This window comes from Persicimonas caeni (assembly GCF_006517175.1).
GTDB lineage: Bacteria > Myxococcota_A > Bradymonadia > Bradymonadales > Bradymonadaceae > Persicimonas > Persicimonas caeni.
Genome location: NZ_CP041186.1, coordinates 5667471 through 5682697 on the forward strand (window position 1 = coordinate 5667471; position 15227 = coordinate 5682697).

General features: G+C 64.4%; 12 protein-coding genes. 5 read left to right on the forward strand and 7 right to left on the reverse strand.

Going from position 1 to position 15227, the window contains the following annotated elements; genetic code table 11:
• Positions 1–182: 182 nt before the first annotated feature.
• The 5 genes from FIV42_RS20905 to FIV42_RS20925 form a co-directional block, all read right to left on the reverse strand.
• Positions 183–716, reverse strand: coding sequence for a DUF2505 family protein (locus tag FIV42_RS20905; RefSeq protein ID WP_141199572.1), 534 nt, complete (start codon positions 714–716; stop codon positions 183–185).
• A gap of 81 nt (positions 717–797) precedes the next feature.
• The gene (locus tag FIV42_RS20910) at positions 798–1949 is read right to left on the reverse strand and encodes an FIST signal transduction protein (RefSeq protein ID WP_168210822.1); all 1152 of its coding nucleotides are present in this window, start codon (positions 1947–1949) and stop codon (positions 798–800) included.
• 172 nt (positions 1950–2121) lie between these two features.
• On the reverse strand, positions 2122–3474 hold the full coding sequence (locus tag FIV42_RS20915; RefSeq protein ID WP_168210823.1) for a CAP domain-containing protein: 1353 nt from the start codon (positions 3472–3474) through the stop codon (positions 2122–2124).
• A 4-nt stretch (positions 3475–3478) separates the two neighbouring features.
• Positions 3479–4207 carry a uracil-DNA glycosylase family protein gene (locus FIV42_RS20920; protein WP_222615282.1) on the reverse strand — a complete coding sequence of 243 codons (729 nt, stop codon included), beginning with the start codon at positions 4205–4207 and terminating at the stop codon, positions 3479–3481.
• Between the two features lie 126 nt (positions 4208–4333).
• Positions 4334–7753 carry an Ig-like domain-containing protein gene (locus FIV42_RS20925; protein ID WP_141199576.1) on the reverse strand — a complete coding sequence of 1140 codons (3420 nt, stop codon included), beginning with the start codon at positions 7751–7753 and terminating at the stop codon, positions 4334–4336.
• Between the two features lie 351 nt (positions 7754–8104).
• Between FIV42_RS20925 and FIV42_RS20930 the strand changes: the two genes are divergently transcribed.
• Positions 8105–8701 (forward strand): response regulator, encoded by a 597-nt coding sequence (locus FIV42_RS20930; protein ID WP_141199577.1) that lies wholly within the window; start codon positions 8105–8107, stop codon positions 8699–8701.
• Between the two features lie 5 nt (positions 8702–8706).
• A complete protein-coding gene (locus FIV42_RS20935) occupies positions 8707–9186 on the forward strand; it encodes a GNAT family N-acetyltransferase (protein WP_141199578.1) in 480 nt (159 codons plus the stop codon).
• Positions 9187–9294: 108 nt separating this feature from the next.
• On the opposite strand, the gene FIV42_RS20940 is transcribed toward FIV42_RS20935, so the two are convergent.
• Positions 9295–10110 carry a symmetrical bis(5'-nucleosyl)-tetraphosphatase gene (locus FIV42_RS20940; RefSeq protein WP_141199579.1) on the reverse strand — a complete coding sequence of 272 codons (816 nt, stop codon included), beginning with the start codon at positions 10108–10110 and terminating at the stop codon, positions 9295–9297.
• Positions 10111–10296: 186 nt separating this feature from the next.
• Here FIV42_RS20940 and FIV42_RS20945 point away from each other — a divergent pair, with 186 nt between their 5' ends.
• The 3 genes from FIV42_RS20945 to FIV42_RS20955 are packed head-to-tail and all read left to right on the forward strand — an operon-like array spanning position 10297 to position 13315.
• The gene (locus FIV42_RS20945) at positions 10297–11664 is read left to right on the forward strand and encodes a cystathionine beta-synthase (protein ID WP_222615283.1); all 1368 of its coding nucleotides are present in this window, start codon (positions 10297–10299) and stop codon (positions 11662–11664) included.
• Positions 11665–11669: 5 nt separating this feature from the next.
• Positions 11670–12590: a hypothetical protein gene (locus tag FIV42_RS20950; protein WP_141199580.1), complete on the forward strand. Its 921-nt coding sequence runs from the start codon at positions 11670–11672 to the stop codon at positions 12588–12590.
• Positions 12591–12643: 53 nt separating this feature from the next.
• Positions 12644–13315 (forward strand): hypothetical protein, encoded by a 672-nt coding sequence (locus FIV42_RS20955; protein WP_141199581.1) that lies wholly within the window; start codon positions 12644–12646, stop codon positions 13313–13315.
• 6 nt (positions 13316–13321) lie between these two features.
• Here the strand turns inward: FIV42_RS20955 and FIV42_RS20960 are convergent, their stop codons facing one another.
• Complete coding sequence (locus FIV42_RS20960) at positions 13322–15223, reverse strand: putative metal-binding motif-containing protein (protein WP_168210824.1); 1902 nt, start codon at positions 15221–15223, stop codon at positions 13322–13324.
• Positions 15224–15227 lie beyond the last annotated feature (4 nt).

Here is a 15227-nt window from a genome sequence, read left to right on the forward strand (position 1 = left end):
ACTAAGGGTGACTAAGAGAGACTAAGGGTGACTAAGGGGAGCTAAGGGTGACTAAGAGAGACTAAGGGGAACTAAGGGTGACTAAGTAACCTTTAGTAACCCTAAGTAACCTTTAGTCACCCTAAGTCACCCTAAGTAACCTTTAGTAACCCTAAGTAACCTTTAGTCACCCTAAGTAACCCTTACTCATTCTCCGCCAAATACTTCTCCATCCCCCGGTTCACGTCTTTGAGGTTCGGGGTGATCATCTTGACGACGAAGTCCTCGACCGCTTTGCCCACGCGGCCGGCGAGCATGCCGGGGACGCCGGGGATCTGGCGGGCGTCGACCTCGAGGGTGCCGTCGATGATGATCTCGACCTCGTCACCCTTGTCGATGTAGCGGTTGGTCCCCTTGGCCGTGATTGCGTCGGACAAGAAGCCGACCTCCATGTCCCAGTCGCAGGTCCACTCGTCTTTGTGCCACACGGCCGTGTCGGTCCACTGCAGCATCTCGGGCTTGATGAACTTGCGGGCGAGCTTGGGGATCTCTTCGTCTTTGGCCTTCCAGACGCGCACCACCTTGGTGGTGTTGTCGTCGATGTCTTCGCGATCTTTGGTGGTGATCGACTCGATGTCGGGAAGGTAGGCGTCGAGGTCGTCGAGGTCGTCGCGGAAGGTTCTGTAGACGAGCTCGCGCGGGTAAGTGACTTTGTCGGTGACGCTGATCTTGGCCATCGGTCATCCTCCGGATCGATGTGAAAGTTCTTGGTGACGTTCGCGTCAGGAAGTACCGCACTGGGCGGCTGAAAGCAACTGCTACCCGAAGATGACGCCGGTCAGCGAGTGGTTCATGTGCAGTGTCTCGAACTGCTCGCCGTAGGTGTTGAGCCCGCAGGTCGGCCCCTGGCACAACGCGTCGGCCAGCGCGTCGACTTTGCCTTCGTGGCGCGCCTCGATGTAGCGCGCGATGCAGTGAAACAAGAGCAGCGCCTCGGCCTTGCACCCGCGTGCGGTGAGCGCGTCGATGGCCTCGTCGATCGCCCGGTGCGTGCTGCCGACCAGGTCGTTGGGCTCGAGGATACTGAGCTGCTCACCGTGCTGAACCGAGCTTGCGAGCCGGAAGGTGCCGTCGTTGCGGATGCGCAGGACGGAGACCGGAAAGGGGCGGCCGCGAAAGCGATAGCCGAGCGGGAATTTCGCCACCGTCGCTGCAGTGACCTGAGAGGGGTCGATCCCCAGGGCTTCTGCGTAGACGACTTGAGCGAGCTTGCCGTCGAGTTGCTCGAGGATGCGGCCGCCGCCGGAGACTTTGGTCACCTCGACGTGCCGGTCGGTCAGCTCCATGTGGGTGTGCTTGAAGGTCTCGAAGGGGCTGTCGTACTCGAGCAGAATCGCGGCGGCGGCGTCGCGGTAGACACGCCCGTGGTGGGCGACGCGCGCGTGACGAAAATCCTCACCGTCTCCCAGCGATGCACCCACCAGCCCCAGCCTGGGGGCGGCCTGCATGAAAAAGGGCGTCAGCAGCCCCTCTTTGCCCGAATGACCGTCGACCATGAAGAGCCACAGATGGCGCTCCGGGTCGAGCTCACTCTTGGAGCGGCCGATGCCGCGGGCGAGTTTGCCGGGAAGATGGACGATGGGGACCAGCGAGAGCTGGCGAAGCTTGGGAACGATCTCGACGGCGGCGCGCACGCCGTCTCCGTGAAAACTCATCCCGGTCATCGAGTTGTGCGAAAACCCTTTGCAGCTCAGCTCCCCGGCCGTCGTCCCGGCCACGCCGCGTGCGCCGGTGGTCGAGTCGAGGGCGCGAGCGATGACCTTGTCGTCATGGTCGCCCCCATAAAATACCATCGTCAACTTGGCGTGCTCGGCGTCGAGTTCGTCGAGAAGTGCGGTGACGGCACGCGCCGTATCCTCGATGGCGTTGGCGGCCACCTTCACGCTGGCCTTTGGTTGTTGATCGCTCACAGTCTGTACGCTTGCATATGATTCGTCGCGCATCCGCGGGCATGACCGTGCGGCAGTCTGCACGGAGCCGCTCCCAAAGCGCCTCTCCAGTCAGATCAAACAAGATCGTGGTTGAGGTTATTCGCTTATTACGAATGGAAAGCGTGTCGTCAAGCTCGGAAGTGAGGTGTTTTCAGGCTGCAGGCCGCGACGAGCGTCGACGATAGGCGAGCAGGCTGCCGAGGCCGACGAGAAGCGCCCAGCAGACACGGGAGGGGGAGGGGCGCGCGTCTACACTCGTACAACCGCCCGAGGACGAACCCGCGCCGCCGGTGGGACCGGCGTCGACGCCGCCAACATCCGGCGCGCCGCCGCAGCCGTCATCGACTTCGCCGTTGCAGTCATCGTCGAGGCCGTTGTCGCAGACCTCGGCCTCTTCGGGGAGCTCTTCGAGGCGGCACTCGCCGGTCCACTGCGCGCCGATGCAGCGCTCGACGCCCGCTTCGCACACCCCGACGCCTTCGGTGCCCCAGGGGCCGGTGTAGCAGGGCCGGGTGTGGCCGGTCTCGCAGCTCTGCCCGCTCGGCGAGCAGGTGTCGGCGGGGCGGTTTTGCGCGTAAAATGGGCAGTTGTCGGTCGCGCCGACGGCCACCCCGAAGCTGCCCTGGGAGGGGTAGACGTGCTCGTTGCCGTCGCCGTCGGTGACGTGGAAGTAGTAGCGATGACAGCCGGCCTCGAGCCCCAGGCTGGTCTCGAAGGCGCCGTGCTCGGGCTCGCCGTAGGCCAGGTCGAGCTCGTGGCACTCGCCGTCGACGATCGCCAAGATCGTCTGCGGCCCGCCGGTGCCCGGCTGGTAGTAGGTGATGCCGAAGGTGTGGTTGGTCTGGTTCTGGAAGTGAATGCCGTCGGCGGCGACGGGACGGCTTCCGCCGCCTGCGCCGAAGTCCTGCACCCAGCCCGTCTCGTAATTGCCGGGGCCGAGCAGGGTGTGCCCGCCGTTGTTGATATTGGCCCAGTGCCCCGACGAATGGATCCACCCGTCGACGGCGCCCTGGCCGCTCGGATACCCCTTGGCGGCGTTCTCGCCGCTGTAAACGCTGCTCCAGTAGCCGACGCGCTCCGACGAGGTGGTCGCCCCGCACGCGCCCGAGGGGCCGGCGCACTGGCCGCCTTCGTCGCCCGCCGCCTCCATGTCGCAGCACGAGGAGTGGTCCTCGCACCAGCAATTTTGATCGATGATGTGCTGGGCGTGAAACCGCGCCGCCTTCGACAGGTTCAGGTCGAAGGCGAGCGGCGGCGTCGGGTCGTAGGGCTCGTCGGGGTTGAAGGCGGTCGGCTCGGTGCGAGCGCGATTGGTCAGGTAGAGGACCACCCGCTCCGAGTAGCTCGGGTAACCGTCGCGCGGCAGGCCGAGCGCGAGCGTGCGCTCCTCGACCTCAGGTTGGGCCTGCAATGCAGGCGCTTCACTGCTTCCACAGGCCCACGCGCCGAAGGGGAGGGCGGTCGAGAGGGCGAGGGCGGCAAGAAGGCGACGGTTCATCGACATGCGTTTACAGCTCCACTCCGACTTCACGGAGTTCATTTTCGGCCTGCTCGGCCCAGCCGCGGTTGGCCTTGGGGCTCGCCGGGCTCGGGTGCAGGATGCGTCCGATTACGGGTTTTTCGCCCTCGTAGCTCTTCAGGGCTTTTTTGACGCGCTTGGTGGCGAAGGCGCCCACGCCGATGACGTAGTCGGGCTCGAAGTAGTCGACGAGCTGGCGAAGCGCCTCGTCGCACGGCTCGAACAACTCGCGGCGCTCGTCGGCCTTGAGCTTGTTGGGCGTGCGGTTCCGGCCGCTCTCTTCCAAGAAGAGAAGGGGGCAGTAGTTGTGCACGAAGTAGCGCTCGAAGAAGTTACTCGCCTCGCCATAGCGCTCGCGCGCCCAACCCCAGAGTCGCGAGCCGCTGACCTCGTTGCGCGGGCAGTCGAGCCCGTCGATAGGCCGCTTGGGGTGTTCGTTTTCGGGCTTGCCGACGGGTGCCTCGAGTCCCATCCACTCGCCGACGAAGTCGACGTCGCCAAAGGGCACGCCCGTCTGCGCCATGCCCCAGGGGCCGGGGTTCATGCCCACGAGCAGAACTTCGCGCGGCGTCTTCGCGCCGTAGGTCTCGAGGTAGGCGTCGTGCAGCGGTTTGGCGTACTCGAGCGGGTGATAGACGTCGGTGACCGGCTCGGCGAATTCCATCGAGGCGACCGCCTCTTGGAGCGCTTCGGAAATTTCGATGAGACGTGAACTCACAACCAATGACTCCTCACACAGGTGAACACGATTTTCGGTGCGTTCGATTCGCTCGATCCATAGCACGGCTGCCGTCATCTTGCATGGGCGGCAGCCGTGCGGGTCGAGGAGAGCGCCAGGCGGGGCTCACTGTGCGGTGATGACGACGGTGTCCGAGTGGGTCGTGGTGCCGTCGTCGACGGTCAACTGCAGCTCGTAGGTGCCGGTCTTGTCGGCCACGAAGGTCGGCGACACGGCGTTGGCATCGCTGAGCGTGACGCCGGGGCCGCCGGGTTCGCTGGTGATGGTCCAGGTATAGGTCAACGCGTCGCCGTCGACGTCGGCGCTGGCCGAGCCGTCGAGCTGGACGGTGTCGTTTTGGGCGACCGTCTGGTCGGCGCTGGCGTTGGCCACCGGCGCGTCGTTGACCGCCGTGACGGTGATTTGCACCCAGATCGAGCTCGTCCCGCCGCTGCCGTCGCTCACCGTGTAGGCGAAGGCGTCGGTGCCGTTGAAGTCGGCGTCGGGCTGATAGTCGATGGTGTCGTCACCCTTGATGGTCGCGGTGCCGTAGGCCGGCTGCAGGTCGATGGAGGCGACCGACAGCGTCAGGCTGTCGATGTCGGTGTCGTTGGCGAGCACGTCGATATTGACGAGCGTGTCCTCGTCGGTCGTGGCCGTTTCACTGACGGCCTCGGGGGCGTCGTTGACCGCGTTGATCGTGACGTCGACGCTCGCCGTCGCCGTGCTGGTGCCGTCGCTGACGTCGTAGGTGAACGAGTCGCTACCGTTGAAGTCGGCGTTGGGGGTGTAGGTGAGCGTGCCGTCGGCGTTGATCGTCACCGCGCCGTTGGTAGGCGTGCTCGTCGCCGTCACCGTCAGCGTGTCGCCGTCGATGTCGGTGTCGTTGGCGACGACGTTGAAGGTCGTGCTCTGGTCCTCGTCGGTCGTGACGGCGTCGTTCGTGGCCGTCGGGGCGTCGTTCGCCGTGGTCACGTCGATCGCGACGGTGGCCGTGTCGCTCAGGGTCGCGTCGGAGACCGTGTAGGTGAAGCTGTCCGCTCCCACATAGTCGGCGTCGGGGGTGTAGGTGATCGTCTCGTCGCCGTTGACCGTGACCGAGCCGTGGCTCGGCTGGGTGTCGATGGCGACGCTGAGGGTGTCTCCCTCGACGTCGGAGTCATTGGCGAGCACGTCGACGGTCACCGCGGTGTCCTCGACGGTGGTGTCAGCGTCGTCGGTCGCCACCGGCGCGTCGTTGACCGCGTTGACGGTCAACGAAACGGTCGCCGAGCCGCTGGCTCCGGCGCCGTCGGTGACCTTGAAGGTGAAGCTGTCGGACCCGTTGAAGTCAGCGTCGGGCACGTAGGTCACGTCGCCGGTGGCGGTGTCCAGCCCGGTCAACGTGCCATCTTTGGGCAGGGTGATCAGCGAATAGCTCAGGGTGTCGCCGTCGGGGTCGGTGCCGCTGAGCGTGAGCACCAGCGGGGTATCTTCGTCGGTCGACAGGGAGGCGGCCGTGGCGCTCGGGGCGTTGTTGGGCGCCGCGCTCGAGGTGACTTGGACGGCAGCGAGGCCTGTCTTGGCGTCGACGGTCGCGCGGATGAGCGTGTAGCCCGGCGCCTGGCCGGTGACCACGCCCTGGGTGTCGACCGATGCGATCGTGGCGTCGTCGCTCGACCAGGTGACCGTGCGACCCGACAGGGCGCTGCCGTCGATGGCCAGCGGCGTAGCGCTCAACGTGGTGGTGTTGCCCTCTTCGACGGTGTCGAGCTGCGGGCTGACTTCGACGGCGGCCACCGCACGTTCGGTGACAGTGATATCGGCCGTGGCGGTCGCCGTGCCGCTGGTCGCCGAGATCGTGGCCGTTCCTCCGGCGGCCACCGCGGTGACCACGCCGTTGGCGTCGACGGTGGCAGTGGACTCGTCGGAGCTGGTGTAGGTGATCGTGCGGCCCTCGAGGATCGTGCCGTCGTTGGCGCGCACCGTGGCGTCGAGCGCCAGGGTCTGGGTTGCTTCGATGGAGGCGCTCTGCGGCTGCAAGTCGATCGTGTTGGCCGAGCGCGGGCTTACGTCGACCGTGGCGGTCGCGGTCGTGCCGTTGGCCGCGGTCGCCGTGATCGTGACTGTGTCGGGCCCGGTCAGGGTGGTGGTGCTCACGCCGAGCACGAGCCCGGTGCTGTCGACGATGGCGATGCTCGGGTCGGAGCTCGACCAGGTGACGAGCGCGTCGGTGATCGTGGTGCCGGAGCCGTCCTGGGCGCTGGCGCCGAGGTCGACGGTCTGACCCACTTCGATGCCGGCGGTGGCCGGCGAGACGCTCAGCGAGGCGATTTGTCGGGGGGTGACGGTGATCGCGGCGCTCTTTTCGACGCCGTCGGCTTCGGCGGTGATGGCCACCGTACCCGGCGCGACGGCGGTGACGGTGCCGTTGGCGTCGACCGTGGCGATCGTGTCGTCGGAGCTCGTGTAGCTGATCGTCGGCCAGCTCAATTCACTGCCATCGTCGGCGAGTGCTCGTGCGCTGAGTGTGAGGGTCGCGTCGACCTCCACGCTCGCCGTCTGGGGGCTGAGCTCGATGGTGGAGACCGACGGGGGGACCACCGTGACGTCGGCGCTGGCTTGTACGCCATCGATCGAGGCCGTGATGGAGGTCGAGCCGCTCGCCACCGCGGTGACGGTGCCGTTGGCGTCCACTGAAGCGATCGCATCGTCGGCGCTCGCCCAGTCGAGGGTCGCGCCTTCGACGATCGCGTTATTCGAATCACGCACGGTCGCGGCGAGTGTGAAGGTGTCGCCTTCGGTCAACTCGACGGTGCTCGGCGTCAACTCGACGCTGGCGATGCCGGCCGGGCTGACGCTGACCGTCGTGGTCGCCTGCGCCGAGCCGCTCGTGGCGGTGATCGTGGCTGTTCCGGGGCTTATGGCGGTGACTTGGCCACTCGCGTCGACCACGGCAACCGTGGGCGCCTCGCTCGACCACGACACGGCGCGTCCGGTGAGCTCTTCGTCGTTCTCGTCGAGCACGGTAGCCGTCAGCGTGCCGGTCTCTCCGGGCTCCAGCTCGAGCAGCTGTGGGGCGATGACGACCGAGGCGGCGTCGACCTCCGAGACGGTGATCGTAGCCGTGTCGAACGAATTGCCGGCCGCGGCGACGATGATCGTCTTGCCGGGGGCCAGCGCCTCGACCACGCCCTCAGCGGTCACCGTGGCGACGCTCTCGTCGCTGGAGGTCCACTCGAGCTCGGCGTTGGCGACCACGCCGCCTTCGCCGTCGAGCGGGCTCGCCTGCAGCTGAATCTGCTCGCCGGGGGTGAGTTCGGCCGACTCGGGGCTCAACTCGACGTCGGCGACGAGCGTGTTGGGCGCGTCGCTAAAGCCGGCGTCGGCGATCGAGACACAATAGCCCTCGAGGCACTGGGCGGCGCCTTCGCAGTCAGATTGCTGCGAGCAGCGCTTTCCCTCGAACGATCCTGAGTACTGACACCCGCTCAGAACGAGCGCGGCGGCACACAGCGATAGGAAAAGCGAATTGGGGCGGATCAATCTACGAATCGACTGCGACATGCAAGCTCCCAAACTCGGTCGTTAGAGCACACCACTGGACGCGAGTATGTAATGCGAACGGAAAAATACAGTGTTGATGGTATCCCTTCCGTTCTTAGCCTTCAACAACGGAGCGAGCCAAGCGTCGTCGGCAGGGACGCCGCCGCTCTGGAGCCAAGGCTAGGACGTCTCGGTCAACCAAATTGACACGCCTGCTTTGTGCAGACTAAGCTGACGGCGTCGCCACCGCGAACACAACCGTTTTTTCGGGCACCCGCGTTCGAAACACAGGCGCAGTATCCTCCGTTGGGAGCGAATGCCTTTGCTGACGCTAGTCTAATATTGCTCCGCGCGCTTTCTCAGGAGGGCGTTTTGAGAACCATCCGCATTCTGATCATCGACGACGACAAAGATATCTGCGAGTACATGCAGTTACTCTTGTCACAGAGTGGCTATGAGGTCACCGCCGAGACCGACGCTCGCGCGGCTCTCGAGTTGCTCAAGGAAGAAGAGTTCCACGTCGTCATCCTCGACATCATGATGCCGGAACTCAACGGCATGGAGCTATTGGAGCGCATCCGCGACTTCGACAGCGACATCGCCATCATCATCTTCACGGGCTACCCGTCGGTCGACACCGCGGTGACCTCGATGAAGTACAACGTCAGCGACTACATCAAAAAGCCGTTCGACGTCGACGAGTTCAACCAGACGCTCGAAAAGATCTTGCGCGAAAAGGGGCTGTTGACCGACCCCGAAGAGCAGCTTCTGGCGACGATTGGCAAAAATATTCGTCGGATGCGCAAAGATCGCAACCTCACCCTCAAGCAGATGTCACGGCGAACGGGGCTGTCGGTCAGCTTGCTGTCCCAGATCGAGCGCGCCGAGTCGAGCGCGTCGGTCTCGAGCCTCTACAAGCTCGCCCGCGCCCTGGACGTCAAGCTCACCCAACTCTTCGGCGATTACTAAATCCCATGGTCCGTCCCGACGACTTGCACCTCGAGCGCCTGGCGCCCGAGCAGGTCCAACCGCTTCGCACCAAGATCTTGCGTCCTCACTTCGACGAGGGCGAATTGTGCGAGTTTGTGCAGGACCATCACCACGACACCGCCCATTACGGGATTGTCGATAGAGACTTCGACGTCCACGCCGTGGTGACCTACATCCACAAAGAGTGCCCCCACAAACCCGGCGTCGAGGCGCTGCAGCTTCGCGGCATGTGCGTCGACGAGCCGATGCAGCGCCGGGGCCTGGGCGAGCGCCTCCTGGAGGGCTCGCTCGGCCAGCTCGCCGTGCGGTTCCCGTCGGTCAAGATCGTGTGGTGCAATGCACGCACGAGCGCGGTCGAGTTTTACGAGAAGATGGGCTTCGAGAAGATCGGAGAGGTGTTCGAGGTCGACCGTATCGGCCCGCACGTCGTCATGTGGAAGACGCTGCCGGTGGCGTTGGCGTAATGGGTTGTGCTGACATTTTGGGTTTTCGACGGCAAGATCCCAAGGCGAGCCTTGGGGCTGCACCGGCGCTGGCTCCGCGGGCAGCAAGCAGCCGCTCCGCATAGGCTCTCAGACCCGTTTGGGCATCTCGGAAGTCACCTGGAAGATCGCCTCGTCGTCCAGACGCATGGCGGTGAGCTTTCCTCCCCACACGCACCCACTATCCAAGCAGGCGACGCGCCCGACTTTGTGGACGCCGAGCGCCGACCAGTGCCCGAAGATGACCGTGTGGTCGCTCCAGGCGGGCTCGTCGGCTTCGAACCAGGGCCTGCGGTCCTCGGGCAGGTCTTCGATCGGACCGCTGAAGTCGAAGGCCATGCCTCCTTTGGGCTCGACCACCCGCAGGCGCGTCATCGCGTTGATGATCACGCGTAGCCGCTCGGCGCCGCTCCAGTCGTCGCGCCACTTGGTCGGTTTGTTGCCGTACATGTGCTCGAAAAACTCGCCCGGGCTGTCGCCCTGGAGCATCGCCTCGACCTCGCCCGACAGCGCCAGAGCCTGTTCGGCGGACCAGTCGGGCAACAGGGCGGCGTGGACCATCAGGTAACCGTCTGCGCGCCGCACCAGCGGCTGTCTGTGCAGCCAGCCGAGCAGATCGTCGCGGTCTTCGGCCTCAAAAATCGCTTCGAAGTTGTCCTTTTTGCGCATCTCTCGAGTGCCGGCGGCCACCGCGAGCATATGGAGGTCGTGATTGCCCAGAACTGTGGTCACCACGTCGTCGTGGTCGATGACCCAGCGAAGCGTCGCGAGGGGGTCGGGCCCGCCGTTGATCAGATCACCTGTCAGCCACAACCGGTCGTGGGCCGGATCGAACTCGATGCGCTCCAACAGGCGTCCAAAGGTTTTGAAACATCCGTGAATGTCGCCGATTGCGTAAGTCGCCATACTGCCTCGCATCCTGCATCACGCCGCCCGCTCGCGCGGCGTGCATCATGAGGAACATTTCCACTGCCCGTAGCGGTTATCATACGGGAACGCTTGTGACCCTTGTCGATCCACACAAACCGGTGTTACGAATCGGGGCATCAGGGGCATTCCCTATGACATCCTTAACCCCGTGGAGTATCTAGCATGATCGAAGCAGCAGACAATATTCTCGAGCTCATCGGCAACACCCCGCTGGTCAAGAGCCACAAGCTCGCCGCGAACGTCAAAGCGAATATTTACTACAAGGTCGAGTACCTCAACCCCGGATCGAGCGTCAAAGATCGCCCGGCGTTGCAGATCGTGCTCGACGCCGAGGAGTCCGGCGAGTTGCAGCCCGGCGGCACGATCATCGAGGCCACCAGCGGCAACACCGGCATGGGCCTGGCCCTGGCGGCGGCCATCAAGGGCTACAAGTGCATCTTCGTGATGCCCGACAAGATGAGCGCCGAGAAGATCGAGTCGCTGCGAGCCTTCGGCGCACGCGTGGTCGTCTGCCCGACCGCCGTCGAGCCCGACGACCCCAGAAGCTACTACTCGGTGGCGCGTCGCCTGGCCGAAGAGACCCCGGGCGGATTCTTGGCCAACCAGTACAACAACCCGTCGAACCCCAAGGGCCACTACCTGAGCACCGGCCCCGAGATCTGGGAGCAGACCAACGGCGAAGTCGACGCCGTCGTCATCGGCGCGGGCACCGGCGGCACGGTCAGCGGCATCGGTCGCTACCTCAAAGAGCAAAACCCCGACGTGCAGATCGTGGCGGTCGACCCGATCGGCTCGATCTACTACGACTACTTCAAGACCGGAAAGATCACCGAGGCGAGCACCTACCTGGTCGAGGGCTTCGGCGAAGATATCATCCCCGGCACCATGGACTTCGACGTGGTCGACGAGGTCGTCCGCGTCGACGACCGTGAATGTTTCCTGACCGCGCGACGTCTTGTTCGTGAAGAGGGCATCTACACCGGCGGCTCGGCCGGCGGTGCGGTGGCAGGCGCCATCAAGTATGCCGAGCGCATGGACAAGGAGATGAATATCGTCGTCATCATTCCCGACTCGGCGTCGCGTTATCTGTCCAAGATTTTCAACGACGATTGGATGCGTGAGAACGGCTTCCTCGAAGAGGACTGGAACGAAGATGTGGTCGCCGACCTGCTGGCCACGAAGACCCAGAGCAAGGTCTACACCGCCGATCTTGGCGACAGCGTCGCCGAGGTCATCGAGCTGATGAAGTCGCACGGCATCAGCCAGCTTCCGGTGCTCGACGGCGGCCGCGTGGTCGGCGTCGTCAACGAGACCGACGTGCTCGAGCACCTGCTGGGCGAGGGCGCCGGCGAGGAGACCATCGACGAGCTGGTCGAGACCCAGTTCGCCATCGTCGAACCGACCAACCGCATCAGCATCATCGGCCAGTTCTTCAAGCAGAACAAAATCGTCATCGTCGTCGACGGCAACGATTTGGCCGGCATCATTACGAAGATCGACTTCATTGATTACGTATCGCAAAAAATGTGAGCTTGATGAGTCTTGATACTTGGGATTTGGGTCGTGGGTCGCGGATCTTTCGCCGGAGCGCTAGCTTTGCGCTGGTGCTGCTGGCGTACATCTTCACCGTGGGGCTCGCATACGCCGGCGAAGGCGGGCGTGCGAAGGTCAAGTTGATCGTCGCCGACTCGGTCGATTCGAAGTCGGCCGACGAGGCTTACGAGCGAGCTCGACTCCAAGAGATCACCAAGGAGGCGGCCCGCAGGGTGCGAAAGCGCCTGAAGACCGCCCGTATCAAGAACTTCGATGTCGAGACCGAAGCACCCCGCACCGTGCGCGTGAGCGCCGGCGGCGGGGTGTCACATTCACTCTTGGCCGGCATCGTCGCCCCCCAGGGGCGCTTTGCGCTGCGGCCGGTCGAGCCGGTTGGTGAGCGTTGGACGAAGATCTCGACCAAGCTTCCCGCCGGGGTCGAGGTTCGCCAGAAGAAGGGCAGCCTCGAGGCCGAAGACGCTTATCTTTGGAGCCGCAGCCGAGCCAAGCTCGCCAAGGCGATCGCTCAGGTCGACGCCGGCGCCTACGAGATCGAAACGTATCCGGCCGGCGGCGGCTGGCGCACCCTCGCGCTGGCCGCACCGGTAGCCACGCACAAAGACGTGGCCGGCGCCAGCATTCGCATGGGCAAGACCGGCGATGTTTACGTGCGGCTGACCTTTCGCCACAAAGTCTCGGCAGCGCACCTCGCCGCGCGCACTCACCGCACCTTTGCGGTGGTGCTCGACGAGGAGGTCGTGGCGACCTTCCAGCGCATCGACACCAGTTTTGGCAGTAGCCTGACGGTGACGGCTCCCGAGCACCTGCAGTCCGACCGCGCCCGCAAGCTGTGGGCCCAGCAGGTCGCCGGCCGCTTGGCCGCTTACATGACCGTACCGCTCATCGAAGTCAACGACGACTGAGTGACGTCCTTCACTCGACCCTACGAAAAACAAACGCGCCTGACGGAGACCTCATGTCCGAACGTCTGTTGCCCGAAGCCATCCGCGGATCGTGGTACCTTCTGCCCGAGGAGGGCTCACCGGCCGAAGCGCTCGACGACAAGGGCCAGCTGCTCGCGCTGCGCCTCGACGGCACCTTTACGCGCTACACGGCCGATGCCACCTCCAAAGAGGTCAAAGAAGAAGGAGATTATACCTTCGACGGCGACTTCTTGATCTTGCGCGCCCGCAACACCGACACGTTTCGCGTGCACATCAAAGAGGACTGGTACTGGTTCTTGGAGGCCAAAAAGAAGAGCCGCCGCCTCTACCGTGGTCTGATCGACGAGGGCGATTTCGTCGAGTTGGACGCGGAATCTCGCCGCGAGATCGACATGTTGCCGATGCGTGTGAGCGTGCAGTGTCCGTATGACGATGAGGAGGGGGCGATCTTCGATCTCGTCTACCAACCCAAGGAGGGCGACAAGCAGCGCATTGGCTGCTTTAGCGTCGATCCGGACCCCGAGACCGGGGCGCTTTGGGTGGGGCTGACCGCGCTGGCGACGAATCTGGAGGTCGAGACCTGGGAGAAGGTCTTGCGCAAGTCGTATTTGGGCGTGCACCGCGGTGACGAGGAGTTCGGGTGGGTCGCCCTCGAGATCTTCGGCCCCGAGGGCGCCACCCACGAATTCAACGTCGCAGAGTAACGTGCATCAAAGGCAGTTGCCGCCCGGGTTGGCGCAGCAGGTCACGGTGCTGTCGGTCGGGTCGACGATGCAGTTGTCGTGGCCGTAGCCGCCGCCGTTGGGATCGATGCACCAGGCATCGGCGTCAGCGTCAGCCTCGGCGGTCTGACCGTCGCAGTCGTAATCGAGCAGGTCGTTGTTGCAGATCTCGGTTGCGCCCGGATAGATGTTGCTGTCGGTGTCTTCACAATCCCCATCCTGGGTGGCCGTGTATTTGCCGTCGGGCGAACACGCCTCTTGGCTGTTGCCGGTTACGCCATATCCGTCGCCATCATCGTCGTAGTAGTAGGTCGTCGGCGAGGCGTTGCAGTCGCTGTCGAAGCAGTCGATGTCGCCGTCGCCGTCGTTGTCGTTGCCGTCGCTGCAATTGTCCTCGATGCAGGTGTTACTGGCGCAACTGGTACCGCCTCCGCATCCGCCACAATCGATGGTGCGCGTCTGGCCACACGAGTCGGTCACCGAAATCGTGCCGCACTGGGCGCCTTGATTCGAGCAGAGCGTGGCGTCATCTTCGGGCGTGCAGCACGACTGCTGGAAGCAAATCGCACCGCTGCCGCCGCAACTCTCGGCGGCGCAGTCGTCGTCTTCGCAGTCGGTCAACCCGTCGCCGTCGTTGTCGTTGCCGTCGCCGCACTTGTTCGGGTCTTCCTGGCAGGTGTTATTCGCGCAACTCGAGCCTCCCGGGCAGCCGCCACAGTCGATGTCGGTGCGCTGCACGCCGCAGTTGTCGGTGCCTGAAGAGAGTCCACATTGGGCGCTCTGATTCGAGCAGAAGTCTTGATCGCTTTGCGGGGTGCAACACACGTCGTTGTGGCAGACCTGGCCGCCCGAGCCGCAGGTTTGGGCGGCGCAATCATCGTCCTCACAGTCGGTCAGCCCATCGCAGTCGTTGTCGCTGCCGTCGTCGCAGACCTCCGTGACCGGGGTGACTTCGTTTTGGCACTCGCCCCAGGCTCCGGCGCCATCGCACGTCTTGGTGCCTTGCTGGCACAGGCCGACGCCGGCGGTGCCCTGTGCGCCCGTATAACACGGAGCGGTTTCGGTGCCGGTGCATGGGCAGCCCTCGTCGGTGTTGCCGTCGCAGTTGTCGTCGAAGCCGTTGCAGCTTTCGGTCGAGCCGGGGTTGACCGACGCGGCGTTGTCGTCGCAGTCACCGGCGTCGGTGGCGCGGTAGTTGCCGTCGGGCGAGCAGGCTTGCTGCTCCTCCCCCGTGACGCCGTAGCCGTCGTCGTCGGCGTCGAGGTAATACGTGGTGGTGACGTCCTCATCGACCTGGCCGTCGCAATCGTTGTCGACGCCGTCGCAGATCTCGGTGCCGCCGTTGGTCTCGGTGCACTCGACCTCACAGCCGTTGCTCGACGCCGGGTCGTCGGTGCCGACCCAGTCGCCGTCCAAATCGACGAATCCTTGGGCGCAGGTGCGCTCGCAACTTCCACTCTGGCACAACGCCACGGAGTTTTGGCCGTAGGTGTTGCACGCCTGGCCGCAAGCGCCGCAGTGGTCTTCGCTGGTCTGAGTGTCGACGCACACGCCGTCACACAACTCCTGGTCGGGCGCGCAAGTCTCGGCGTCGGTGTCCGGAGGCGTATCAGTGGCGTCGTCGGGCAGGGGAGTGTCGGTGGCGTCGTCGGGCACGGGGGTGTCGGTGGCGTCATCAGGCTGGCTACCGTCGAGTTCGACGTCGGCCTCCGTGATCCAGTGACCGTCCTTGCACAGCCTTCCGTCGGTGCGTGCGCCTTCTTCCTCGCAGCGTACCCCCTGGAGACTCGAGTCGAAGGTGCAGCCTGAAGCGAGCATCAACACCGTCAGTGCGGCGATGCCTAATAGCTGGACTGCTCGATGTGTTGCGACTTCTGTACGCCTAACCACCACG

Excerpts from the sequence above, each read along its gene's own strand:
- FIV42_RS20905 (WP_141199572.1), bottom strand. The coding sequence starts at position 716 with ATGGCCAAGATCAGCGTCACCGACAAAGTCACTTACCCGCGCGAGCTC.
- FIV42_RS20915 (WP_168210823.1), bottom strand. The coding sequence starts at position 3,474 with ATGTCGATGAACCGTCGCCTTCTTGCCGCCCTCGCCCTCTCGACCGCC.
- FIV42_RS20925 (WP_141199576.1), bottom strand. The coding sequence starts at position 7,753 with ATGTCGCAGTCGATTCGTAGATTGATCCGCCCCAATTCGCTTTTCCTA.
- FIV42_RS20935 (WP_141199578.1), top strand. The coding sequence starts at position 8,707 with ATGGTCCGTCCCGACGACTTGCACCTCGAGCGCCTGGCGCCCGAGCAG.
- FIV42_RS20940 (WP_141199579.1), bottom strand. The coding sequence starts at position 10,110 with ATGGCGACTTACGCAATCGGCGACATTCACGGATGTTTCAAAACCTTT.
- FIV42_RS20945 (WP_222615283.1), top strand. The coding sequence starts at position 10,297 with ATGATCGAAGCAGCAGACAATATTCTCGAGCTCATCGGCAACACCCCG.
- FIV42_RS20950 (WP_141199580.1), top strand. The coding sequence starts at position 11,670 with ATGAGTCTTGATACTTGGGATTTGGGTCGTGGGTCGCGGATCTTTCGC.
- FIV42_RS20955 (WP_141199581.1), top strand. The coding sequence starts at position 12,644 with ATGTCCGAACGTCTGTTGCCCGAAGCCATCCGCGGATCGTGGTACCTT.